Here is a 23,887-nt window from a genome sequence, read left to right on the forward strand (position 1 = left end):
ATGCCCGCCACTCTCGCCTACGCCTATAAGGGACGCAACGCCGCAGGAAAGGTCGTGAAGGGACGACTCGATGCCGCCTCGGAGAGCGCCGCCATGACGCGCGTGCGCACGATGGGGCTCGCGCCGATCTCTGTTGACGAGGTGGCTGTCGGTACCGGGCTGAGTCGTGAGATCAGCATTCCGGGCTTCACGAAGCATCCGGGGCTCAAAGACCTTGCCGTGATGAGCCGTCAGATGGCCACCATGACCTCGGCCGGGCTCTCCCTGCTGCGTACCCTCAACATCCTCTCGTCGCAGACAGAGAACAAGGAACTCGCCAAGATTCTCACGAGTGTGCGCAACGACGTGGAGACGGGCGTCTCCCTGTCCGAGGCCATGGTGAAACACTCCAACGTGTTTCCGCCCATCATGATCAACCTCATCAAGGCCGGGGAGACGGGCGGTTTTCTCGAGAATTCGCTCAACTCGGTGGCCGGCAACTTCGAGTCGGAGGGAAAGCTGCGCGACACCATCAAGTCCGCCATGGCCTACCCCACCATCGTGCTCATCATGGCCGTGGTGGCGGTCATCGGCATGCTCACCTTCATCGTGCCCGTCTTCGAGAAGATGTTCGCCGGCTTCGGCGGCCAGCTTCCCCTTCCCACCATGATCCTCGTCGTGCTCTCCAAGGTCATGGTGTGGCTGCTGCCCGTGCTGGTCGTGCTGGGCATCGCCTTCTCGGTGTGGTGGCGCAAGAACAAGAACACCGAGGCCGTGCGCAAGATCATCGACCCGATCAAGCTCAAGGTGCCCGTCTTCGGGCCGCTCATGACCAAGCTCGCGATCGCACGGTTCAGCCGAAACTTCTCCACCATGATCGGCGCCGGTGTGCCCATCCTGCAGTCGCTCAACATCGTGGGGGAGACCTCCGGCAACTGGGTGGTGGAATCCGCGCTGCGCAAGGTGCAGGAGTCAGTGCGGCAGGGCATGTCCATCGCCGGGCCGCTGTCGCTCGAACCCGTGTTTCCGCCCATGGTCGTGCAGATGATCGCCGTCGGCGAAGACGCCGGAGCGCTGCAGACCATGCTCGGCAAGATCGCTGACTTCTACGACCAGGAGGTGCAATCCACGGCCGAACAGCTGACTGCCTTGATCGAGCCGCTCATGATCGCGTTCATCGGAGTCGTCATCGGCGGCATGATCGTGGCGTTGTATATGCCCATGTTCTCGATCTTCGAGTACATCAAATAAGAACATTCCCCAAACTGGGTCTTGAATAGTCAGGTTTTGTACATTTTGTGGTGATACACCCCCTATGCTGGGGCCATACGAGCGAATGTCCTGCTCACAGGCACCCACAGAAGGAACCCCCATGATCAGCAGACTGACCGCTCCGCTCGCCCGCAAGCGCGCCGCCCTGAACAAAGAAGACAAGGGGTTCACGCTCATCGAGCTGCTAGTGGTGGTCATCATCATTGGCATCCTCGCGGCCATCGCCATCCCGATCTTCCTCAGCCAGCAGAACCAGGCCAAGGATGCGGGAGCCCAATCAGACCTAGGAAATGCCAAGGTCGCCTACGTAAGTTACTTGGTGGACTCCCCGTCGGGTACGAGTGTTGAGACGGCGGTCGCCCTCACCCCCTTCGGCTTTGCAGCCAGCTCCGGCGTTACCATCGCTGTCAAGACCGGAGGCACGGCATTTTGCATCGACGGCCAGAGCACGACCCTCAAGAAGTTCAAGGTCACCAATTCCGGCGGAGTTGTTCCGGGCAACTGCTAGGTAGCCGGGCCGGTCGCGCTGCTGGGCCCGTAGTGGAATCTGTTTTGGTGGGGTGTCGCTCTGGCGACACTCCACCGCTGAGTCTCCGATACGATAACGACTGGATCCCGAGGAAGACTGACTCATGAACGTTCTTCCTGAGAACGCAGCGCGACGTGCAGAAGTCGGGTTCGGCCTCATCGAGGTTGCCGTTTCAATGTTTCTGCTCGGTCTCCTCGCCGTGGCATTCCTGCCATTCCTGGTGCAGGGAATTCAACAGTCGTCGGCCAACGGAACGCTCGCTACCGCGACCCAGCTGGTGAACCGGGAGATCGAGAACGCGCGCGCACAGGCGACCTGCACGAACCTGTCCACGAGCCTGAGCCCCGCACTGGTCCCCGTGGGCGAGGCAGAGGGAGTAGACCTTCACGTCACCCGCACAGGTGGCACCTGTCCGGCGGCGGCAGCGGCATACCCGACAACTGTACTCGTGGAGGTAAAGGTGGAGCGTGCAGACACCGGGGCCGAGTTGGCTCGCGCCACAACCCTGATTTTCGTTGAGGCGAAATAGACATGCTCACCCGGCGTCACAAGGAATCTGAACACGGCTACACGCTCGTGGAACTCATCGTGTACAGCAGCCTGCTAATAGTCGTCGTGTCTGTCGTCGCGGGGTTATTCATCAGCGGCCTCACCACGACGAACCGTGTTCAGGCCATGACGGCTGCAACAACGTCGGGACAAGTCGTGGTGGACTCCGTCGAAACGAACGTGCGCAACGCTAGCGGATTCCGCTTGACGACTCCATCGGGTTCGGATCAACTCCTGGTTGCCCGCACCGCGAAACGGGATGAAGCCCTGTCCTGGCAGTGCGTGGCCTGGTACTACTCGGCCGCCGGCAACGGCAGCATCCGTTTCAAACAGTCCCCGTGGGAAATTCTGACGCCGACGCCTGCAGAACTCCTCACCTGGACTCTGGTTCAGCGGGGAATCAAGCCCGTGCCGGGAACACCCATCTTTTCCTCAACTGGACAACAGGTGACCATGAAATTCAACAGCCTCGTCGGTGTGCACCCGCCTGTCATGATCTCAAGTTCTGCCACCAGTCGGGCCGGAGCACCGGGCAGCCCCATATGTTAGCGCGCAGTATCGCCGCGCTGCGTTCACGCCCGGACCGCGGGGCCGCCCTCGCCTCCGTGCTCGGCCTGATGGTTCTGGGGCTGATCTTTGCCTCGCTGATCACGGCATCCGTCGTGGGAGCCTACGGAGTAACTTCCGCAACCCGGTCGGGGGTGCAGTCCGGAGCCGCAGCTGATGCCGGCATTGCCGCCGTCCGCGCGTCGTTGTACCAAATCGAAGGATGCAAATCTCCGGAGGACACAGGTGCTTACTCTGCGGCGGGATCGCAGACATCGCCGAAGTACGACGCACAAGTCTGGTTCACATTAGGTGAGTTGAGCGCCGTCGGAAACGAGTGGTTTGAGGGGTGCCCGCTAGCCCTGGCGACCTACGTGAAAATCGTTTCGACGGGATACGCGCAACAGACGGGAGTCAACGGTGCCGCTGTGGGCGATCAAACCACAATCGAAGCCGTCTTGAAGTACGGGAATGACGCGGCGGGAGTGGCTCTCTATCTCTATAAGGGCGGCACCGTTGAGGCGAACTCTGAGTTCATCATGACGGGTTCCCCCGGTGCCGGGATCATGGTGAAAGACGGCGATTTCACGTGCGCCAAGAACAATTCCGAGATCATCGGGAACGTCGTTGTTACGGGAAATTTGACACTAGCGTCCACTGGACAAGCCTGCTCCATCAAGGGGGACGTGTGGGTATCCCAACTGGCCACTCTTGGTCAGGGGAAGGTCGAGGGCAACCTGAGCTCGGGTGCTGTGAGCCCCACACTGACATCCGGCATGGTCGGTCCCAATCCGCCCGGAACGACGGTGGGTGGCACTTACACGCAGCCCGCCGTTATGCCCGCCGTGCCGCCGTGGACTGAGATAGGCCCGCTGTTCACGCGCTGGAAGAACAAAAACGGTACACCCTATGAGGTGAAGACGCAGTGCAACCTGACTGACCGCACACCGGGCGGTAGTACCTCCCTGGGCGGGACTGCCGTGGGCATGCCGGTCATCATCAACGCATTGGGCTGCGTCTCGGGTCCAACCGTGTCCAGCAACACCACGGTCAGGCTCACGAGTGATGTCGTCATCTATGCGAACACATTTGATTTCTCGGCGGTGAACCAGCTGAATTTCTCGTCGTCGTCGACTGCGTCACACAGGATCTGGTTCATCACACCTGACCTCAACCCCAGCGATCTGAGACCGAGCTGCAACAGGGCTTTGCAGGGAGATTTCGCAGTGAAGGTTGGCTTTACCATCGCAGATCGCATCGAGGCTCTGCTCTACACGCCGTGCGCCTTCATTTCGACCAATAATTTCAGCTGGCGCGGGCAAATCATTGCTGGAGAGCCGAGTGCTGTCAAGAACAACCCCGTCTTTGCCTTCGCGCCGGTGGGAATCCCGGGCGTAAACCTGACAACGGGCAGCGCGACATCCGTTCTCCCGATTCCCCAGCCGGGCTCGGTCGTATCTAACCGCGAAGTTTCCTACTGATGACTACAGGAGTACAGCAATGACGGATAGCGTCGTCGGGATCGACATCGGCACGTCGGGTCTGCGCGGCGTGGAGGTGCGGGATGCCGGCAAGGCCCGTCCCACGGTAGTTCGCTATCACGAGATTCCGCTGCCGGAGGGAGCCGTCAATCGTGGAGAGGTGGCCGAACCCAACACGGTTGCGGCCGCGCTCAAAGCGCTCTGGTCGGCGGGCGGGTTCAAGAGCAAGAACGTGGTGCTCGGCGTCGGTAACCATCGCGCCCTCGCCCGGGACCTGGCCGTACCCAAGATGCCGATGAAACGCATCCGTGAAACCCTGCCTTTTCTCGTCGCCGACATGCTGCCCGTGCCCGTCGCGGAGGCACTGCTCGATTTCTATCCAATCAACGAGAGCGACGGGGAGAACGGGCCGGAGATCAACGGCTTGCTGGTCGTGGCCGTGAAAGAGGCCGTGCAGGGCAATATTGCCGCTGTGCAGTTGGCTGGCCTCACGGCCGTCGAGGTCGATCTCATTCCCTTCGCCGTGAGCCGGGCGGTGTGCCGCGGCACGAGTTTTGAGGGGGCGGTCGCCCTCATTGATGTGGGTCAGGCCACGACGAGCGTAGTGATTACCCTCGCTGGTGTTCCGCAGTTTGTGCGTCTCATCCCGGCCGGTGGGGGAGACCTCACCCAGGCGCTCATGCTGGGACTGTCCATCGACGCTCCCACGGCCGAGGCCCTGAAACTCGACAACGTTCTGACAGAACCCGCGATCGGCCAGACGGCCGAGGCTGCCATCATCATCGAGGCCACGGGCGACCTGCTCAACAGTCTGCGCAATACGGTCAACTACTTTTCGAACACTCGGCAACATATCCCGGTGACCGGCATCGTGCTCTCGGGTGGCGGAGCCAAACTGACCGGCTTTGCTGAGGCGCTGGGTGCGCTCACTCGACTGCCCATTCTGACGGCCGATCCCTTCGCCTCGGTCGCCCCCGGTAAGGGCGTTGATGGTGCCGCCCTACGCGCCACAGACGGCGCATTCACCGTGGCGCTCGGCCTCGCGCTGGGGAGTGTGGCATGAGCACCAGGAACACACCAGACGTCCTCATGCTGGGTGCAGAACCCCGCATGGACCTGCTGCCGCCCGAGGTGCGTTCGGCTAAAAGAGTCAGGGCGACCAGACGACGTCTTGGCGGAGCACTGGTGGCTGTTCTGGTTCTTGTCGGGGCGGGGGTCGGCGCCTCTACCTGGTACGCCATTCAGGGTCAGGCTGAACTGACCGCCGCGCAGGATCTCACGACTGAGTTGCTCACGAGTCAGTCGAAGTATTCCGAGGTGCAGCGGGTGCAGGCGGCCCTGGACACGACGGTGGCCGCCCGGCAGTTTGGTGCGTCGACCGAGATCGACTGGAAGGCGTATATCGCCCAGGTGCGGGCGTTGGTGCCGAGCACGGTGACCGTGGACACCCTGTCGGTCGATTCCGCGTCGCCTTTGGTGCCGTACGAGCAGGCGACGACGCCGTTACTGAACCCCCGGGTGGCGACGATCAGAATTGTGTTCACGAGTCCGGATGCGACGAGTGTGCCGGAGTGGCTTGACAGCATGTCGACCTTGCCCGGTTACGCGGATTCCCGGCCGGCGGCTATCACCCGAACTGACCTCGGCACCTACACGGTGGATTTCGTGCTGCACGTGAATGAGGGCGCGTTCTCGGAGCGCTTCGCCACCCCGGAAGGACAGTAATCGTGGACAAGAACAGGCTCTGGGTGATTGGCGCGGTGCTGGTTATCGGCGCGGTAGTGGTGCTCGGGTGGGGGCTGGGGATTTCGCCGAAGCTGACCGAGCTGCGCGCGTATGAGGCGGAGCGGGACACCACGATGGCCCAGAATGCGGTGTATGAGGCACAGATCGTGGCCCTGAAGGCGCAGTTCGAAGACATAGACGCGCTCAGAGATGACCTCTCCGACGTTCAGCTGGCCGTGCCGGGCGCCGCAGAGATTCCGGGATTGGTTACGCAGCTCACTGCGATTGCGGCGACCAGTCAGGTGGTGGTATCGGCCTTCACCCCGAACGACGCGCAGGCCTACGACCCGGCACTTCTCGCCGTCACCGCGCCCGTGGAACCGTCCACAACAGTTCCCGCGCCGACCACGGGTGCCGGTGCGGTTGCGGTTGCGGATGCGGTTGCGGTTGCGGAGCCAACCGTGGACCCCCGCATTACCGCGACCAACTTCGTTGCCATCCCGATCTCGATCACTGTTGACGGGCCGTACGACAATGTGCTGGACTTTGTGTCAGGCCTTCAGTACGGCCAACGGCTCGTCATGGTCACCGCCGTCTCCACAACGGTGCCCACTCCGGAGGGCACGGTATCCGGCACCATTACGGCACTGGTCTACGTGCTTCTGGATCCCGATGAGGTGGCCCCGTAACCCCGAAATGAAATTGCCCCCTGAACTGGGGGTCGAAATTGGAACTTCTTAACTTAATTGTGTGCTAGCGACGTATGCTCAGATCAAGCTAGCGAAGGCCCTCCTCGCAAGCACCCAGAGAAGGACCCATCATGATCAAGAGCCTCACCGGACCGCTTGCCCGCAAGCGCGCGGCCCTGAACAAAGAAGACACAGGGTTCACCCTCATCGAGCTCCTCGTTGTCGTCATCATCATCGGAATTCTGGCAGCAATCGCCATTCCGATCTTCCTCAGCCAGCAGAACCAGGCCAAGAATTCCGCCGCGCAATCCGACCTCGGAAACGCCAAGGTCGCCTACGTGAGTTACCTCGTGGACACGCCGGCCGGCGCGAGCGTCGCCGTGGCGACGGCCCTCACGCCTTACGGTTTCGCAGCGACCACCGGAGTTACTGTCACCATTAAGACCGGCGGCACTTCCTTCTGCATCGACGCCGTGAGCTCCGCTCCCGCGCCAAATGCGTTCAGCATCACTAACGCAGGTGGGGTCGTCAAGGCTGCTTGCCCGTAGGCCGTAGGCCGCAGGAAGTCATCGTCGTGGGGTGTCGCCGAGGCGGCACCCCACAGGTGACTGCAACCGCAAAAAGCTCGCCTGAAGCGGCTCGAGAAAGTGGGTGCCATGACCGTCTCACCTAGTTCGTCGGCCAGGCTGGCAGACGCAGGCTTCGGCCTCATTGAGATTGCCGTGTCCATGTTTCTGCTTGCCCTCCTCGCCGTGGCGTTCCTGCCATTCCTTGTGCAGGGGGTTAGGCAATCCTCCGCCAACGGAACCCTGGCAACCGGTACCCAGCTTGTGAACAAGGAGATGGAGAACGCCCGTGCCCAGACCACGTGCACGGGCCTCACGGCGTCGACGTTCACGGTGCTTGACCCGCGTGGCGTCACGCTTCAGGTGGCTCGCACTGTCGGCGGTGCCTGCCCCGCAGCTGCGCTGTCCTATCCGATCACTGTGCCCGTTGCTGTCACGGTGACGCGCACCGATACCGGCGCCGTTCTGGCTTCGGCCAAGAGCCTGATTTTCGTGGCGGTGAAATGAGATGCCATTTCCTCAGCGCGACGATCCAGAACGGGGATACACGCTCGTTGAACTGATCGTGTACAGCGGCCTTCTTCTCCTCGTCGTGACAGTCGTCGCTTCTCTGTTCGTCAGCGGCCTCACTACGACCGAACGTGTGCGTGCAATGACGGCCGCGACCACGTCGGCCCAGGTAGTGGCAGATTCAATCGAGACCAACGTACGCAATTCCACAGACTTCCTGCTGACGAATCCGTCCGGCACCGACCAGTTCCTCGTCGCCCGCACGACGCGACGCGACGCGACGCTGTCCTGGCAGTGCGTGGCCTGGTACTACTCGGCGAGCGGCCAAGGAAGCATCCGCTTCAAGCAGTCCAGCGTGGCGATACTCGCACCCACGCCGACGGAACTTCAGGACTGGACCCTCGTGCAGCAAGGGATCACGCCTCTATCGGGAGCAGCGGTGTTTACGACCAGCGGCCAGAGTCTGACCGTGAACTTCAACAGTCTTGTCGGTGATCACCCGCCCGTCGTGATCTCCAGCTCCGCAACGAGTCGGGCCGGAGCATCGGGGAACCTGACATGTTTCTGATTGGCACACTTGCCTCCCTGCGCGACAAGCCGGAGCGCGGCGCCGCCCTGGCGTCTGTTCTCGGTGTCATGGCCGTTGGGCTGATCTTCGCATCGCTCATCACCGCATCGATCGTGGGAGCCTACGGAGTAAGTTCTGCCACACGCTCCGGTGTTCAATCGGGCGCGGCCGCGGACGCCGGGATTGCGGCGGCCCGCAGGGGCCTGTACGTTCTGGGGGATTGCGCTGCACAACCTACGCCAGGGACCTATTCTTCGGCGGTCCCGCCCAAGTACAGTGCAACGATCGAGTACTACACGGGGAGTGCTTGGTTTGCCGGATGTCCCGCGCTGACCGCCAGTCAGGTACGCATTACCTCGAACGGCACTGCTGAGGCCGCGGGAATTAACGGTGCCACCGTAGGCAACGCCACAAAGGTTGAAGCGGTGTTCAAATACATTATTCCCGGGGTACAACCGAGCGGAGTGGCCCTCTATCTCTACAAAGGTGGGGTAGTCGAGGCAAATTCCAGCTTCGACATGACGGAGTCACCCGGTGCGGGTCTCATGGTCAAGAGCGGCAACTTCGATTGTGCCAAGAACAACGCGGTGGTCAACGGCAGTGTGATCGTGAACGGCAATCTCACCTTCACGAGCACATGTACCGTGAACGGGAGCGCGTGGGTCTCGGGCACGGCAAGCCTCGGATCGGGCCTCATTAGGGACGATCTAACCGCTGGCGCAGTGAGTCCGAACCCCCCGGGCGCACGCGTGGGTGGAACTTACACGAACTCGGCGGTGATCCCCACGATCCCCACGTGGACCGAGCTGGGCTACAGCCCCACCTCATGGGTCGACTCCACCGGCACACCCTATGAGATCAAGACTGTTCTCACACCGTCGGCTTGCGTGCTGCCCAATGGCAGCTTGGGGGGAACCGTGGCCGGCAAGCCCCTGATTTTGAATGCCCTCGGGTGTCTGGGCGGGCCCACGGCGGCGAACAACACGACAGTCAGCCTCACCAGCGACGTGGTGATTTACGCCAACAAGTTTGACTTCTCCGAGGTCAACTCGTTGCAGTTCTCGTCGTCGACGAGTGCGCTACACAAGATCTGGTTTATCACACCGGACCTTCTCGCAAATTCCCAGCCCACCTGCACAGCCCTCACACAAGGAGACTTCTCAGTCAAGAACGGGTTTGCGATCAATGACCCGATCGACGCTTTGCTTTACACGCCGTGTGCGTTCTCGGGGGCGAATGGATTCACCTGGAGCGGGCAGATCATCGCCGGCAATTACAGCTCCGTGAAGAACAACCCCACGTTCACGTTTACTCAGATCGGCGTGCCCGGGGTGAACCTTGACACGGGCAGCGTGCTGTCAACCATCGCCATTCCGCAGCCGGGCGCCGTCGTGTCGATTCGGGAGATCTCTGGCTGATGAACGAAAGATGGAGCACATGACGAAGGACGTTGTGGGAATCGACATCGGTACAACCGGGCTTCGCGCCGTCGAGGTGCGCGATGCCGGCAAGGCCCACCCGAAGCTGGTGCGTTACCACCAAGTGTCTCTTCCTGAGGGCGCGGTTAACCGTGGCGAGGTCGCCGAGCCCAATACTGTTGCCGCAGCGCTCAAGACACTGTGGTCGACCGGCGGGTTCAAGAGCAAGAATGTGGTGCTGGGGATCGGAAACCATCGCGCGCTAGCCCGCGATCTCGCGGTTCCGAAGATGCCGATGAAGCGCATCCGTGAGACCTTGCCCTTTCTGGTCGCTGACATGCTCCCGGTCCCCGTCGCAGAGGCCTTGCTTGATTTTTACCCGATCAACGAGAGTGAGGGTGAGAACGGGCCGGAGATCAATGGCTTGCTGATCGTGGCTGTGAAGGAGGCTGTGCAGGGCAATATCGCCGCTGTGCAGCTGGCTGGCCTCACGGCCCTCGAGGTTGATCTGATCCCGTTCGCCGTGAGCCGGGCGGTGTGCCGCGGCACGAGTTTTGACGGGGCGGTCGCCCTTATCGATGTGGGGCAGGCCACCACGAGCGTCGTGATCACCCTCGCCGGCGTGCCGCAGTTCGTGCGACTGATCCCGGCCGGCGGAGGAGACCTCACGCAGGCGCTCGTGCTCGGCCTATCCGTCGATGCTCCCACTGCAGAGTCGGTAAAGCGCGAGCACGGGCTCGCCGGGGCATCCACCAGTCAGGCCCCCGAGACGTCCATTATCACCGAGGCGACGAGCGACCTGCTTAACAGCCTGCGCAACACCGTCAACTACTTCTCCAATACCAGGCCGCACATTCCGGTGACCGGAATAGTGCTTTCCGGCGGCGGCGCTCAGCTCGGCGGTTTCACGGCGGCACTCGGCGCGCTGACCCGGCTGCCCATTCTGCCAGCAGATCCGTTCGCCTCGGTTGCGCTCGGGCGCGGAGTTGATGCCGCCGCCCTCCATGCCACGAACGGTGCGTTCAACGTGGCCCTCGGCCTCGCACTTGGGAGCGGAGCATGACCGGCAAGAAGGCAACAACAGTCGATCTTGTTCTCGGCGCGGAACCCCGTATGGACCTGCTCCCGCCAGAGGTGCGCACACTCAAGAAAGTCAAGGCTACGAGGCGACGCCTCGGCGGTCTGCTGGTGGCAGTCTTGGTGCTCGTCGGGTCAGGAATCGGGGCCTCTACGTGGTACTCCATGCAGAGCCAGGCGGAACTTGACGCCGCGCGGGAGCGCACCACTGAGTTGCTCACGAGTCAGACGAAATATTCCGAGGTGCAGAGGGTGCAGGTGGCCTTGGACACCACCCTGGCAGCGCGACAGTTCGGCGCATCCACTGAGATCGATTGGAAGGCGTACCTTGCCGAAGTGCGGGCTCTTGTTCCGAGCACCGTCACCGTTGACACCCTGTCCGTCGATTCGGCATCACCGCTTGTTCCGTATGAGCAGGCGACTGCACCTTTGCAGAATTCCCGGGTGGCCACTATCAGGATCCTGTTCACCAGCCCCGATGTCACGAGTGTGCCGGAGTGGCTCGGCAGCATGTCGACGCTGCCCGGCTACGCGGATTCCCAGCCAGCCGTGATCACGAGAACTGCCGAGGGTCCCTACACTGTGGACTTCGTGCTGCACGTGAACGAGGGCGCGTTCTCGGGCCGCTTCGCCCCGGAGGGACAGTAATCGTGGACAAGAACAGGCTCTGGGTAATCGGTGCCGTGCTGGTGATCGGCGCGGTCGTGGTGCTCGGGTGGGTGCTCGGCATCTCGCCGAAGCTGAGCGAGGTGCGCGCCCATTCTGCGGAGCGGGAAACCACACTGGCTCAGAATGCCGCATACGAGGCACAAATCGTGTCGCTGAAGAAGCAGTTCGAAGACATCGACTCGCTCAAAGCGGATCTGTCCGACATTGTGCAGGCTGTGCCCGCTTCCGCCCAGATGCCCGCACTTCTTGGCGAGCTCAACCAGGTTGCCGCGAGCAGCCAGGTGGTGATTTCGGCGTTTACGGCGAACGATGCGCAGGCCTACGACCCGGCGCTGCTGGCCGTCGTTGACACCGCAGTCGTGGCGCCGGAGGCCACGCCCACACCGGCGCCCAGCGCTGCGACCGACGCCGATGCGGTCGCTGCGAACGCTGTCACCGCCGGCGTGGCCGGGGTGGGTTCGGTCGGGGGAGTCGACCCCCGCATCACTCCCTCCAACTTCATCGCCATCCCGATTTCGATCACCGTCGACGCTCCATACGACAACGTGCTGGATTTCGTCTCGGGCGTTCAGAGTCGACAACGGTTGGTGCTGGTCACCGCGGTGTCCACGACCGTTCCCACGGTGGAGGGTTCGGTGACTGGAACCATCACGGCCTTTGTCTACGTTCTTCTTGACTCGAACGCGGAGGCCGCGGAGGTTCAATGACCCGAACGCTGCACACAAAGCTGCATTTCAGCCGAATTCTCAGCAAACCCCCCGTTTGGGGGTAGATGTCGCTACGCTTGACGAAGACTTTACCCATATCCAGCGGTCCCGAGAGGAGGCCCGAGCATGCATCGGACTCTGTCCCGCGCTGACTCCCGCCCCGTCATGCCGCCCGTTGACCCTGTCGCACGCGTTATCGTTCGAGCCCAGAGACGGCAAGTGTCGGAGCAGTCACCCGTTTCGGCGCATGCGCCGAGATCACGCACTCGCCTGGCCATAATCTGGCTGCTTGTTGTCGTGCTGGTCGTCGCGGCCATCGTGACGACATTAGCGATCGCCGATATCGATCTGAGTCTCGCCGCCCCAGCGCAGGGCTTCTTTTTAGCGCTCGTGACGGCGTCGCCGCGAGCCTGATCGTCGGGTGACGATAGCGTTGGTTCGGGGTCGGTATGAGTCGACCACGACAGGAAGGCGGGGGTGAGCGTGTCCGAACTGAGCAGCGTGATGGTGGGCGTTGTCGTCACGCTTGCGGTGGTCTACGGCCTCATGATCGGTTCCTTCCTCAACGTCGTGATCTACCGGGTGCCGCTGGGCAAGTCGGTGGTGTCTCCGCCGAGCGCGTGCCCGCAGTGCGGCGTGGCTATCCGTCGGCGGGACAACGTGCCGGTGCTGTCCTGGCTTCTGCTCCGTGGGCGCTGCCACAATTGTGGGGCTCCCGTTTCTCCGCGCTACCTGTTCGTGGAGTTGGGCACCGCGATCTTCTTCGGCGTGGTGGCCTGGTGGGTGGTCGGGAGGCAGCCCGTCCCTTCCGATGGCACCGGCCTGCTTCTGCTGATCATCACTCTATTGGCGTTCCTGTACCTGGCAGCCATCAGTATCGCCCTGGCCCTCATCGACATCGATACGCATCGGCTCCCCAATCGGATCCTGCTGCCGGCGTACTGGGTGGCCGTCGTACTGCTGACCGCCGCTGCGCTGCTCGGTGGCGAACCCGAGCGCCTCCTCGGCGCCGCCGTGGGTGGTGCGGGGCTCTTCGGCCTTTACCTCGCGCTCGCCCTGATCCGGCCCGGCGGCATGGGTTTCGGAGACGTCAAGCTTGCGGGCGTACTGGGGCTCTACCTGGGCTGGCTCGGCTGGGGCCAACTCGCCGTGGGCGCCTTCGGCGCTTTCCTCCTCGGCGGTCTGTTCGGCGTCGCCCTGCTGTTGGCCAAGCGAGCCGGACGCAAGAGCAGCATCCCCTTCGGGCCCTGGATGCTCGCGGGTGCCTGGCTCGGAATCCTCTTCGGCGTGCCGCTCGCAGCCGGGTATCTGTCACTCTACGGTTTGGCGTGACGCGCCGGGCCCTCCCGGGTTCCGGGCCTGTGCCTTGGTACTATGACAGCTGTCAGTCACCATTCAGGCTACGAGGAGTGCAGCATGAGCGACACAACACCCAACAACGCACGCAACGAACCCCACGGCGGCACGAACCCTGAAACGGATGCGACGACGCCCGCCCCGCACACCGAGATCGACTACGACTCGGCTGCCCCGCAGGAGCCCGAAAACTTCACCGGCACGGGATCCCACTCGGCGGTTCCGGCACTCGCCGACGACTATGCGGCGCCCCGCGACGAGATCGCAACGGAGCCGGCGAAACCGGAGTCGACCGTTGCTCAGCCGACGGTTGCCGAACCCGTCATTGTGCCCGCTGCAGTGGTCGTTCCTGCCGCGCCCGTGACCCCGCCGGTCAACGAGCCCGTCTATGAGCCGGTCACGCCCGCCGCAACCGCGGCTCAGTCGCCGATCTACGTTCAGGCGCCTCAGCGCCCGGTCGACCGCAGTAACCGCGGCGTTGGCGTGCTTATCGCCCTGCTGGCCACTGGAGTCTTCGCCGTGATCTACGCGATAGCGATCTTCATCATCGCGGGAGTCACCAGCACCACGCTCGCCGTGGCCGCCACGACGTTCACGGAATTCGCCGTTCGCCCGGTCTTCTACATTCCCGTGCTGTTCTTCTTCCTGGCTTTCGCCTTGCTCGTGGTTGTGATCAACCGCAGCGGTTGGTGGGCCTACGTGCTCTTCGGCTTCCTCGTGGGCGTCGTGGTGTATTTCTCCTACATCGGCGGTGCGCTGCTCACCGTGCAGGCCTGGAACCTGAGTCCCGCCGAGGTCTCCCGTTTCCTCTCCACCCAGTGGCTGAACCCCGGCGCACTCGCGGCCGGGATCATCGCGCGGGAGGTGCCCATCTGGGCCGGAGCCTGGATCGCTCGCCGTGGCAAGCGCGTCACCACTCGTAACATCGAGGCTCGTCACGAGTACGAGCACCTGCTGGCCGAGGGGCCGCAGCTCTCCAAGTAGGAGCTCTTCCCGTTGATCGAGGCGCGACGAAGGAGCGATCGAGACCGCGCAGGCTGGTCCTCAGGCCTCGTTATCTGGTCCTGATCGCACGTGCCTCGACCGGCGGTTCGTCACCCACAGGGAGGGGGGGGTCGTGCGCGACTACCAAAAGTACGCGATCACTCTGGCAATCTTTGCTGCCGTCCTCTACCTGGCGTTGGTCGTGGCGGGGCTGGGTGTCGTGAGCCTTGTCACCAACCGCGACGTCATCGTAGACCCCGACGCCGGGCCGCTCCTCGGCCCGACCATGGTCGCTGTTTCCGTGGTGTTCGTGACAGGGCGAATGGTGTGGGTCGGCATTCGAACCCGGCCCGAACATCAGCGCGTCATGCTGGGCTATTCGCTCGTCACCGGCGTCGTTGCCGCCGCGGTGTTCGTGGCGGCGGGAGCGCTCGTGTACCTCTTCGGAAACGGCGACCTGCGCGCGACCACATCGTTCGCGCTCGGAATCGTTCTCGGTCCGTTTACAGCTCTCACGGCCCTATTCGCGTTTGCAGTCACGTTGGCTTACTCCTGGCTGCTCGCCGCACACGTGGGCTCCCAGGGACGGCCGCTGTGGCCGTGGGAACGCCGCGGCGAATAGCGCGCATTTCGCGTATCCTTGGTGTCATGGAGGGGTCCATCGAGTCGCGCACCAGCCATGAGGTTGACAACTGGCTGCGCTGGTTGCCGCGCTGGCACCCTGGTACGCATCGAACGCGGGCCCGACTGTGTCATCAGTGCTTCGGCTCACCGGTCATTGCCGCTGCAGGCCTGAGCGAAGACGTGCCGCACGCGGTGCAGCATGCCCTCGCTATGCGCATGAAGATCGTCGTGGATGCCTCCGTCGACGAATACACCGAGCAGCACCTGCCCCGCCTGTCGCATGAGCTGCGTCTCGATGACCTGCGTCGCGCTCGACGTGCGTATCGTCCGACCGAAGGCCTCGATCCGGAGCACCGCGGCCTCGACCTCGATCCCCCTGCCGCGCCGGACGCGCCCTACCTCTTTACCCTCGGCGATCTCGCCGGCCTGCCAGAGTCCGACGAAGCGGATGAGCCGCGGCCGCTGAGCGCCGATGAGAAGGCGGCGGTGCTGCGCGAGGTGGCGGTATCGGACGCCTATGCCGCCGAGGCCGGACGGCGCCTCTGCGTCGAACTCGCGAAGCACCGCGCGCGCATGCGGGCGGCCGTTGCGGAATTCGTGGAACCGCAGGTGCAGGCGCTGCTGGCGGACCTCGGCAGCACCCTCGACTCTCCCCTCTGGCCGCGCGGTTCCTGAGCGTTGCGGCGCGGGTCGGTTTCCATTTGACCAAGGGCCCACGGGCAGGTTATTGTTGCAAGGTGTGCGCTTTGTCGTGCGCCTGAAGTGTGCCCCCGGATTTCGTTCGAGAGCGCGTAGAAAGTCGCGGCGGTCACACTGCAGGGTTTGCTCACCGAGCAGCCCCCACGGCATACCCACCGAACCGAAACGAAAGCAATTTCGTGCGGAACGGCGGGTCCAGATGAACTCGATTGGCCCGGAGACGGACGAATCGAATGCTAACCATCACAAAGCTGTCACCGTGCAGCAATAACAAGGAGTAATTAGTGCCCACCATTCAGCAGTTGGTCAGAAAGGGCCGCAGCCCCAAGGTCACCAAGACCAAGGCTCCCGCCCTGAAGTCCAACCCGCAGCAGCGCGGCGTATGCACTCGTGTATACACGACCACCCCGAAGAAGCCGAACTCGGCTCTGCGTAAGGTCGCCCGTGTCAAGCTGTCCAACGGCACCGAGGTCACCGCCTACATTCCCGGCGAGGGCCACAACCTGCAGGAGCACTCGATGGTGCTCGTGCGCGGAGGCCGTGTTAAGGACCTCCCCGGTGTGCGTTACAAGATCATTCGCGGCGCACTGGACACCCAGGCCGTCAAGAACCGCAAGCAGGCTCGTAGCCGCTACGGCGCAAAGATGGAGAAGAAGTAATGCCTCGTAAAGGTCCCGCTCCCAAGCGCCCCGTGGTTGCAGACCCGGTTTACGGTGCACCCATCGTCAGCCAGCTTGTCAACAAGATCCTTCTCGATGGCAAAAAGGGCCTGGCCGAGCGCATCGTTTACGATGCACTCGCCGGCGTTTCAGCCAAGAACGAGCTGGATGCAGTTGTCACGCTGAAGAAGGCACTCGACAACGTGCGCCCGACCCTCGAGGTGCGTTCGCGCCGCGTCGGTGGCTCCACGTACCAGGTGCCTGTTGAGGTCAAGCCGCACCGTGCCAACACCCTGGCGCTTCGTTGGTTGACCAGCTACGCGAAGGCTCGTCGCGAGAAGACGATGACCGAGCGTCTCACCAACGAGATTCTCGACGCGAGCAACGGCCTTGGTGCCGCTGTGAAGCGTCGTGAAGACACTCACAAGATGGCCGAGGCGAACAAGGCTTTCGCTCACTACCGCTGGTAGTCAGGTCTCGACCGGGCTCGCCGCTGTGCGGCGAGCCCGGGTATCGGCTTTGTTCCACTTTTTCCACCCCTACCCTTCCGGAGGACCCCCGTGGCACTTGACGTGCTCACCGACCTGAGTAAGGTCCGCAATATCGGCATCATGGCTCACATTGATGCTGGCAAGACCACCACGACTGAGCGCATCCTGTTCTACACGGGTGTCAACCACAAGATCGGTGAGACCCACGACGGCGCCTCCACGATGGACTGGATGGCACAGGAGCAGGAACGTGGCATCACGATCACCTCCGCGGCGACGACGTGTTTCTGGGACAACAACCAGATCAACATCATCGACACCCCCGGACACGTTGACTTCACCGTGGAGGTGGAGCGTTCGCTCCGCGTCCTCGACGGTGCCGTTGCCGTGTTCGACGGCAAGGAGGGCGTTGAGCCCCAGTCCGAAACCGTGTGGCGTCAGGCCGACAAGTACGACGTTCCCCGCATTTGCTTCGTCAACAAGATGGACAAGCTCGGTGCGGACTTCTACTTCACGGTCGACACCATCATCAAGCGCCTCGGCGCGAAGCCGCTGGTCATCCAGCTGCCGATCGGTGAAGAGTCCAGCTTCGAGGGTGTTGTAGACCTCGTTCAGATGCGCGCACTCACCTGGCGTGGAGACTCCAAGGGTGACGTGGAGATGGGCTCGAAGTACGCCATCGAAGAGATCCCCGCGGACCTCGTGGAGAAGGCCGCCGAGTACCGCAAGCTTCTTCTCGAGACCGTCGCCGAGACTGACGACGAGCTCATGGAGCGTTACTTCGCCGGCGAAGAGCTGACTGTCGCCGAGATCAAGGCTGCGATCCGCAAGCTCACCATCAACAGCGAGATCTACCCGGTTCTCTGTGGTTCTGCGTTTAAGAACCGCGGCGTCCAGCCGATGCTCGATGCTGTCGTTGACTACCTCCCCACCCCGCTCGACGTGGCCGCCATTGAGGCGCACGACGTTCGCGACGAGGAGAAGGTCATCATGCGTCACCCGGATGCCGACGAGCCGTTCACGGCTCTGGCGTTCAAGGTTGCGGTGCACCCGTTCTTCGGTCGCCTCACCTACGTGCGCGTGTACTCCGGCCGCCTCGACTCCGGAGCCCAGGTCATCAACTCGACCAAGGGCAAGAAGGAGCGCATCGGCAAGATCTTCCAGATGCACGCCAACAAGGAGAACCCGGTCGGTTTCGTTACCGCCGGTCACATCTACGCGGTCATCGGCCTCAAGGACACCACCACGGGCGACACCCTGTGCGACCCGAACAACCAGGTCGTACTCGAGTCCATGACGTTCCCTGACCCGGTCATCGAGGTCGCGATCGAGCCGAAGACGAAGCAGGACCAGGAAAAGCTGGGCCTCGCTATCCAGAAGCTCGCCGAAGAAGACCCCACGTTCCGTACCGAGCAGAACCAGGAAACTGGCCAGACGGTAATCAAGGGAATGGGTGAACTTCACCTGGACATCCTCGTCGACCGTATGAAGCGTGAATTCAACGTGGAAGCGAACGTTGGCAAGCCCCAGGTCGCCTACCGCGAGACGATCCGCAAGGCCGTTGAGCGTCACGACTACACGCACAAGAAGCAGACCGGTGGATCCGGCCAGTTCGCGAAGATTCAGATCGCGATCGAGCCGATGGAAATCACTGCGGACAAGTCGTACGAGTTCGTGAACAAGGTCACCGGTGGTCGTATCCCGCGTGAATACATCCCTTCCGTGGACGCTGGAATCCAGGACGCCCTGCACGTCGGCATCCTGGCCGGTTACCCCATGGTCGGCGTTCGGGCAAGCCTGCTCGACGGTGCCGCACACGACGTCGACTCCTCGGAGATGGCGTTCAAGATTGCCGGCTCGATGGGCTTCAAGGAAGCTGTTCGCAAGGCAAACCCCGTACTGCTCGAGCCGCTGATGAGCGTCGAAGTTCGCACCCCTGAGGAATACATGGGTGACGTAATCGGAGACCTCAACTCGCGTCGTGGGCAGATCCAGACCATGGAGGACGCGCAGGGCGTGAAGGTAATTCGCGCCCACGTGCCCCTCTCGGAAATGTTCGGTTACATCGGTGACCTGCGGTCGAAGACCTCAGGCCGTGCCGTGTACTCGATGACGTTCGAGAGCTACGCGGAGGTCCCGAAGGCTGTTGCCGACGAGATCATCAACAAGAACAAGGGCGAATAGCCTCTTGGGGTGGCCTTCGGGCCGAATCGCTTTGGCCACCCGGCCTGAGTAACATAAGTAGACACATCCAGCGCATCCTGCGATTGTTCACAAAAACAATCGAGTATTTGCACGCGAGTCCTGAGGAGGACCCACAGTGGCCAAGGCCAAGTTCGAGCGGACAAAGCCGCACGTAAACATCGGAACCATCGGTCACGTTGACCACGGAAAGACCACGCTGACTGCAGCGATCTCCAAGGTCCTCGCCGATAAGTTCCCGTCCAAGATCAACGTTCAGCGCGACTTCGCGTCGATTGACTCGGCTCCCGAGGAACGCCAGCGCGGCATCACGATCAACATCTCGCATGTTGAGTACGAGACCGACAAGCGCCACTACGCGCACGTCGACGCTCCGGGCCACGCTGACTACATCAAGAACATGATCACCGGTGCTGCTCAGATGGACGGCGCAATCCTCGTGGTTGCCGCTACCGACGGCCCGATGGCTCAGACCCGTGAGCACGTTCTGCTCGCCAAGCAGGTTGGCGTCCCCACCCTGCTCGTCGCGCTGAACAAGGCCGACATGGTTGACGACGAAGAGATCATGGAGCTCGTTGAGCTCGAAGTTCGCGAGTTGCTGTCCAGCCAGGGCTTCGATGGCGACAACGCTCCCGTTGTCGCGGTCTCCGCACTCAAGGCGCTTGAGGGCGACGAGAAGTGGACCGCAAACATCCTCGAGCTCATGCAGGCCGTTGATGACTTCATCCCCGACCCCATCCGCGACAAGGACAAGCCGTTCTTGATGCCGATCGAGGACGTCTTCACGATCACCGGTCGTGGAACCGTCGTTACGGGCCGCGCCGAGCGTGGAACGCTCAAGATCAACTCCGAGGTCGAGATCGTCGGCATCCGCCCGACGCAGAAGACCACGGTCACTGGTATCGAGATGTTCCACAAGCAGCTCGACGAGGCTTGGGCCGGCGAGAACTGTGGACTTCTTCTTCGTGGCACGAAGCGCGAAGACGTTGAGCGCGGCCAGGTTGTCGTCAAGCCGGGTTCGGTTACGCCGCACACCGACTTCGAGGGCACCGCGTATATCCTCAGCAAGAACGAGGGTGGACGTCACAACCCGTTCTACGCGAACTACCGCCCGCAGTTCTACTTCCGTACCACCGACGTCACCGGCGTCATCACGTTGCCCGAGGGCACCGAGATGGTCATGCCCGGCGACACCACCGACCTGACTGTCGCGCTGATTCAGCCGATCGCCATGGAAGAGGGCCTCGGCTTCGCTATCCGTGAAGGTGGCCGCACCGTCGGCGCCGGAACCGTGACGAAGATCATCAAGTAACACAGCTTCACCAGAAGGGCCGATCCTCCGGGATCGGCCCTTTTTTGTGCCCATTTCACACGACACGCCGGTCGCGACACGCCCGGGTTGCACAATGGCCCACCCGTGTGGCAGACTCTTCTAGTTCAACACTTTCGGGTGCGTGTAAGCGCGTTTCGGAATCACTACCAGGCAGTGCATAGCCGTGTCTCACTCGCTTTCCCCTCGGGGAGAGCCGGGTCGGGGACCCAGGTTAGGCCGTGGGTAGCAGAACAGCGTAAATCAACTTCTGACTGACATGGATTTTTCATGCCAGCCCCCAGGTTCTGCTCTGGGAACCGAACGTTGATCGACTCGGGCCGGTTTTTTCGGCGTGGGTCGAAATTGACATATGAACAGTGGTGCGGCAGCAGCAGTGCTACTACGGCGTCCAATGCAACCTGAGACTAATGCGCTCTTGTATGTAAGACGCCTCAACAGAGAGAGAGTTCGACATGGCGGGACAGAAGATCCGCATTCGACTTAAGTCGTATGACCACGAGGTCATCGACATTTCGGCGCGCAAGATCGTCGACACAGTGACCCGCGCGGGCGCTACTGTCGTCGGCCCGGTGCCGCTTCCGACCGAGAAGAACGTGGTGTGTGTCATCCGTTCCCCTCACAAGTACAAGGACAGCCGGGAGCACTTTGAAATGCGCACCCACAAGCGTCTGATCGACATCATTGACCCGACCCCGAAGGCCGTTGACTCGCTTATGCGCCTCGACCTCCCGGCCGACGTCAACATCGAGATCAAGCTCTAGGGCCCGCGATGTCTTACTCCGATACCAAGACCACCAAGGGCCTCCTCGGCAAGAAGCTCGGCATGACTCAGGTGTGGGACGAGAACAACAAGCTTGTTCCCGTTACCGTCATCGAGATCGCGCCGAACGTTGTCACGCAGATCCGCACCAAGGCTGTCGACGGCTACAACGGCGTTCAGATCGCCGCCGGTGCCATCGACCCGCGCAAGGTCAACAAGCCCCTTGCCGGTCACTTCGACAAGGCCGGCGTCACGCCTCGCCGCCACATCACCGAGCTCCGCACCGCGGATGCCGCTGACTACTCCCTGGGCCAGGAGCTCACCGTTGACGGTGTCTTCGCTGCCGGAACCAAGGTTGATGTCATGGGCACCAGCAAGGGTAAGGGTTTCGCCGGTGTTATGAAGCGTCACAACTTCAAGGGTGTCTCCGCTTCCCACGGTTCGCACCGTAACCACCGTAAGCCCGGTTCCATCGGTGCTTCCTCGACCCCGAGCCGTGTCTTCAAGGGCATGCGCATGGCCGGTCGTATGGGTGGCGAGCGCGTTACCGTGCTGAACCTCAAGGTGTACTCGGTTGACGCCGACAAGGGCGTCATGCTCGTCAAGGGCGCCGTTCCCGGTGCTCGTGGCCGCCTCGTATTCGTCCGCAACGCAGTGAAGGGAGCGTAGTCACTATGACTAGTGCACTCGACATCCTCGACGCCAAGGGCGCGAAGGCCGGCTCAGCAGAGCTGCCCGCCGAACTCTTTGACGTCGCAGCAAACGTACCGCTCATCCACCAGGTCGTTGTCGCGCAGCTCGCTGCCGCACGCCAGGGAACCTCCAAGGTCAAACGCCGTGGAGAAGTTTCCGGTGCAGGTCGCAAGCCGTTCAAGCAGAAAGGAACCGGTCGCGCTCGTCAGGGCTCGATCCGCGCTCCCCAGATGACCGGTGGTGGCATCGTCCACGGACCGACGCCTCGCAGCTACGACCAGCGCACCCCGAAAAAGATGATCGCCGCAGCCCTCAAGGGTGCTCTGTCGGACCGCGCACGTGGCGGCCGCCTGCACATCGTTGAGTCGCTCTTCACGGGCGAGACTCCCCACACGAAGACCGCCCAGGCCCTGCTCACGCAGATCGCCAGCAGCAAGCACGTGCTGGTCATCCTGGAGCGTACCGACGAGATGACGCTGCGAAGCATTCGCAACCTCCCGACGGTTCACATCCTTTCGTGGGACCAGCTCAACGCCTATGACGTGCTCGTCAGCGACGACATCGTCTTCACCAAGGGTGCCTTCGACGCATTTGTGGCGAGCAAGACCAAGAAGGAAGAGGTGTCCGCATAATGGCTACCGCGATCAACAAGGACCCCCGCGACATCATCATCGCTCCGGTCGTCTCTGAGAAGAGCTACGGCCTGATCGACGAGGGTAAGTACACCTTCATCGTTGACCCCCGTTCGAACAAGACGGAGATCAAGCTCGCGATCGAGTCCATCTTCAAGGTGCAGGTCGCTTCGATCAACACCCTGAACCGCGTGGGCAAGACCCGTCGCACCAAGTTCGGAATGGGCAAGCGCAAGGACACCAAGCGTGCCATTGTCACGCTCAAGTCCGGCTCCATCGACATCTTCACGGCCGTCGGCTAAGCGGCGCGGACAAGAGGAACAGAAATGGCTATTCGTAAGTACAAGCCCACGACCCCGGGTCGTCGCGGTTCATCCGTCGCCGACTTCGCGGAAATCACTCGCTCCACCCCGGAAAAGTCGCTTCTGCGGCCGCTCTCGAAGACCGGTGGACGTAACAACCAGGGTCGCATCACGACTCGCCACATCGGTGGTGGCCACAAGCGCCAGTACCGTGTGATCGACTTCAAGCGCAACGACAAGGACGGCGTCAACGCCCGCGTTGCCGAAATCGAGTACGACCCGAACCGCACGGCTCGCATTGCGCTGCTGCACTTCGTGGACGGCACCAAGCGTTACATCATCGCCCCGAACAAGCTCAACCAGGGCGACATCATCGAGTCGGGAGCCGGGGCTGACATCAAGCCCGGCAACAACCTGCCGTTGAAGAACATCCCCACCGGTACCATCATTCACGCGATCGAGCTTCGTCCGGGTGGTGGCGCCAAGATGGCCCGCTCCGCCGGTGCGTCTGTTCGTCTCGTGGCGAAGGAAGGTGTCTACGCCCAGCTGCGTCTGCCCTCCGGCGAAATCCGCAACGTGGATGCTCGCTGCCGTGCAACGATCGGCGAGGTCGGCAACGCCGAGCAGTCGAACATCAACTGGGGCAAGGCCGGCCGTATGCGCTGGAAAGGCGTTCGCCCGACAGTTCGTGGTGTAGCCATGAACCCGGTCGACCACCCGCACGGTGGTGGTGAGGGTAAGACGTCCGGTGGACGTCACCCCGTTACCCCGTGGGGCCAGAAGGAAGGGCGCACCCGCCACCCGAATAAGGAAAGCGACAAGCTCATCGTTCGTCGCCGCACCGTCGGCAAGAAGCGTAAGTAGGAG

29 protein-coding genes are annotated in these 23,887 nt (G+C 62.4%); all 29 read left to right on the plus strand.

Translation table 11 applies throughout. From position 1 onward, the window contains the following. The 29 genes from BJ997_RS00255 (at window position 1) to rplB (ending at window position 23,884) form a co-directional block, all read left to right on the plus strand. Window positions 1-1,230 (plus strand): type II secretion system F family protein, encoded by a 1,230-nt coding sequence (locus BJ997_RS00255; protein ID WP_084140967.1) that lies wholly within the window; start codon window positions 1-3, stop codon window positions 1,228-1,230. Window positions 1,231-1,351: 121 nt separating this feature from the next. Further along, entirely contained in the window at window positions 1,352-1,759 is a 408-nt protein-coding gene (locus BJ997_RS21270) for a type II secretion system protein (RefSeq protein ID WP_035834586.1), read from the plus strand. A 124-nt stretch (window positions 1,760-1,883) separates the two neighbouring features. Further along, complete coding sequence (locus BJ997_RS00265) at window positions 1,884-2,309, plus strand: type IV pilus modification PilV family protein (RefSeq protein ID WP_035834587.1); 426 nt, start codon at window positions 1,884-1,886, stop codon at window positions 2,307-2,309. 2 nt (window positions 2,310-2,311) lie between these two features. Then, window positions 2,312-2,878 (plus strand): hypothetical protein, encoded by a 567-nt coding sequence (locus BJ997_RS00270; protein ID WP_035834588.1) that lies wholly within the window; start codon window positions 2,312-2,314, stop codon window positions 2,876-2,878. Between the two features lie 56 nt (window positions 2,879-2,934). Continuing rightward, window positions 2,935-4,356 (plus strand): hypothetical protein, encoded by a 1,422-nt coding sequence (locus BJ997_RS00275; protein WP_152602039.1) that lies wholly within the window; start codon window positions 2,935-2,937, stop codon window positions 4,354-4,356. Between the two features lie 19 nt (window positions 4,357-4,375). Beyond that, a complete protein-coding gene (gene pilM / locus BJ997_RS00280; RefSeq protein WP_035834590.1) occupies window positions 4,376-5,419 on the plus strand; it encodes a type IV pilus assembly protein PilM in 1,044 nt (347 codons plus the stop codon). Further along, window positions 5,416-6,081, plus strand: a complete 666-nt coding sequence (locus tag BJ997_RS00285) for a hypothetical protein (protein WP_035834591.1) — start codon at window positions 5,416-5,418, stop codon at window positions 6,079-6,081. Before pilM (BJ997_RS00280) ends, BJ997_RS00285 begins: the two co-directional genes overlap by 4 nt. Before the next feature lie 2 nt (window positions 6,082-6,083). Next, complete coding sequence (locus BJ997_RS00290) at window positions 6,084-6,770, plus strand: type IV pilus inner membrane component PilO (RefSeq protein WP_035834592.1); 687 nt, start codon at window positions 6,084-6,086, stop codon at window positions 6,768-6,770. A 131-nt stretch (window positions 6,771-6,901) separates the two neighbouring features. Further along, window positions 6,902-7,318 (plus strand): type IV pilin protein, encoded by a 417-nt coding sequence (locus BJ997_RS21275; protein ID WP_052541835.1) that lies wholly within the window; start codon window positions 6,902-6,904, stop codon window positions 7,316-7,318. A 108-nt stretch (window positions 7,319-7,426) separates the two neighbouring features. After that, window positions 7,427-7,843 (plus strand): hypothetical protein, encoded by a 417-nt coding sequence (locus BJ997_RS00300; RefSeq protein ID WP_183323203.1) that lies wholly within the window; start codon window positions 7,427-7,429, stop codon window positions 7,841-7,843. A gap of 1 nt (window position 7,844) precedes the next feature. Next, a complete protein-coding gene (locus tag BJ997_RS00305; protein ID WP_035834594.1) occupies window positions 7,845-8,414 on the plus strand; it encodes a hypothetical protein in 570 nt (189 codons plus the stop codon). After that, a complete protein-coding gene (locus BJ997_RS00310; protein WP_035834595.1) occupies window positions 8,405-9,832 on the plus strand; it encodes a hypothetical protein in 1,428 nt (475 codons plus the stop codon). The genes BJ997_RS00305 and BJ997_RS00310 overlap by 10 nt, the downstream gene beginning before the upstream one ends. Before the next feature lie 19 nt (window positions 9,833-9,851). Next, on the plus strand, window positions 9,852-10,895 hold the full coding sequence (gene pilM, locus BJ997_RS00315) for a type IV pilus assembly protein PilM (protein ID WP_035834596.1): 1,044 nt from the start codon (window positions 9,852-9,854) through the stop codon (window positions 10,893-10,895). Then, window positions 10,892-11,557 (plus strand): hypothetical protein, encoded by a 666-nt coding sequence (locus tag BJ997_RS00320; protein WP_035834597.1) that lies wholly within the window; start codon window positions 10,892-10,894, stop codon window positions 11,555-11,557. Before pilM (BJ997_RS00315) ends, BJ997_RS00320 begins: the two co-directional genes overlap by 4 nt. A gap of 2 nt (window positions 11,558-11,559) precedes the next feature. After that, window positions 11,560-12,285 carry a type IV pilus inner membrane component PilO gene (locus BJ997_RS00325; RefSeq protein ID WP_035834598.1) on the plus strand — a complete coding sequence of 242 codons (726 nt, stop codon included), beginning with the start codon at window positions 11,560-11,562 and terminating at the stop codon, window positions 12,283-12,285. A gap of 126 nt (window positions 12,286-12,411) precedes the next feature. Beyond that, window positions 12,412-12,699, plus strand: a complete 288-nt coding sequence (locus tag BJ997_RS00330) for a hypothetical protein (protein ID WP_152602040.1) — start codon at window positions 12,412-12,414, stop codon at window positions 12,697-12,699. A 69-nt stretch (window positions 12,700-12,768) separates the two neighbouring features. Then, window positions 12,769-13,617: a prepilin peptidase gene (locus BJ997_RS00335; protein WP_338080913.1), complete on the plus strand. Its 849-nt coding sequence runs from the start codon at window positions 12,769-12,771 to the stop codon at window positions 13,615-13,617. Window positions 13,618-13,701: 84 nt separating this feature from the next. Beyond that, a complete protein-coding gene (locus BJ997_RS00340) occupies window positions 13,702-14,625 on the plus strand; it encodes a hypothetical protein (RefSeq protein ID WP_052541836.1) in 924 nt (307 codons plus the stop codon). A 133-nt stretch (window positions 14,626-14,758) separates the two neighbouring features. Beyond that, complete coding sequence (locus BJ997_RS00345) at window positions 14,759-15,247, plus strand: DUF6121 family protein (protein WP_052541837.1); 489 nt, start codon at window positions 14,759-14,761, stop codon at window positions 15,245-15,247. Between the two features lie 26 nt (window positions 15,248-15,273). After that, window positions 15,274-15,924, plus strand: coding sequence for a hypothetical protein (locus BJ997_RS00350; protein ID WP_035834600.1), 651 nt, complete (start codon window positions 15,274-15,276; stop codon window positions 15,922-15,924). Between the two features lie 308 nt (window positions 15,925-16,232). Further along, the gene (gene rpsL / locus BJ997_RS00355; RefSeq protein WP_035834602.1) at window positions 16,233-16,607 is read left to right on the plus strand and encodes a 30S ribosomal protein S12; all 375 of its coding nucleotides are present in this window, start codon (window positions 16,233-16,235) and stop codon (window positions 16,605-16,607) included. Then, complete coding sequence (gene rpsG, locus BJ997_RS00360) at window positions 16,607-17,077, plus strand: 30S ribosomal protein S7 (protein ID WP_035834603.1); 471 nt, start codon at window positions 16,607-16,609, stop codon at window positions 17,075-17,077. The genes rpsL and rpsG overlap by 1 nt, the downstream gene beginning before the upstream one ends. 90 nt (window positions 17,078-17,167) lie before the next feature. Then, window positions 17,168-19,282, plus strand: coding sequence for an elongation factor G (gene fusA / locus BJ997_RS00365; protein WP_035834605.1), 2,115 nt, complete (start codon window positions 17,168-17,170; stop codon window positions 19,280-19,282). A 136-nt stretch (window positions 19,283-19,418) separates the two neighbouring features. Then, window positions 19,419-20,612, plus strand: a complete 1,194-nt coding sequence (gene tuf, locus BJ997_RS00370; RefSeq protein ID WP_035834606.1) for an elongation factor Tu — start codon at window positions 19,419-19,421, stop codon at window positions 20,610-20,612. A 473-nt stretch (window positions 20,613-21,085) separates the two neighbouring features. Further along, a complete protein-coding gene (gene rpsJ / locus BJ997_RS00375) occupies window positions 21,086-21,394 on the plus strand; it encodes a 30S ribosomal protein S10 (protein WP_035834607.1) in 309 nt (102 codons plus the stop codon). An 8-nt stretch (window positions 21,395-21,402) separates the two neighbouring features. Continuing rightward, on the plus strand, window positions 21,403-22,062 hold the full coding sequence (gene rplC, locus BJ997_RS00380; protein ID WP_035834608.1) for a 50S ribosomal protein L3: 660 nt from the start codon (window positions 21,403-21,405) through the stop codon (window positions 22,060-22,062). A 5-nt stretch (window positions 22,063-22,067) separates the two neighbouring features. After that, window positions 22,068-22,718 (plus strand): 50S ribosomal protein L4, encoded by a 651-nt coding sequence (rplD, locus tag BJ997_RS00385; RefSeq protein WP_035834609.1) that lies wholly within the window; start codon window positions 22,068-22,070, stop codon window positions 22,716-22,718. After that, window positions 22,718-23,020, plus strand: coding sequence for a 50S ribosomal protein L23 (rplW, locus tag BJ997_RS00390; RefSeq protein WP_035834610.1), 303 nt, complete (start codon window positions 22,718-22,720; stop codon window positions 23,018-23,020). Before rplD ends, rplW begins: the two co-directional genes overlap by 1 nt. Window positions 23,021-23,044: 24 nt before the next feature. Further along, window positions 23,045-23,884: a 50S ribosomal protein L2 gene (gene rplB / locus BJ997_RS00395; protein ID WP_035834612.1), complete on the plus strand. Its 840-nt coding sequence runs from the start codon at window positions 23,045-23,047 to the stop codon at window positions 23,882-23,884. Window positions 23,885-23,887: the final 3 nt, after the last annotated feature.

It is taken from the genome of Cryobacterium roopkundense, from assembly GCF_014200405.1.
Taxonomy (GTDB): Bacteria; Actinomycetota; Actinomycetes; order Actinomycetales; family Microbacteriaceae; genus Cryobacterium; species Cryobacterium roopkundense.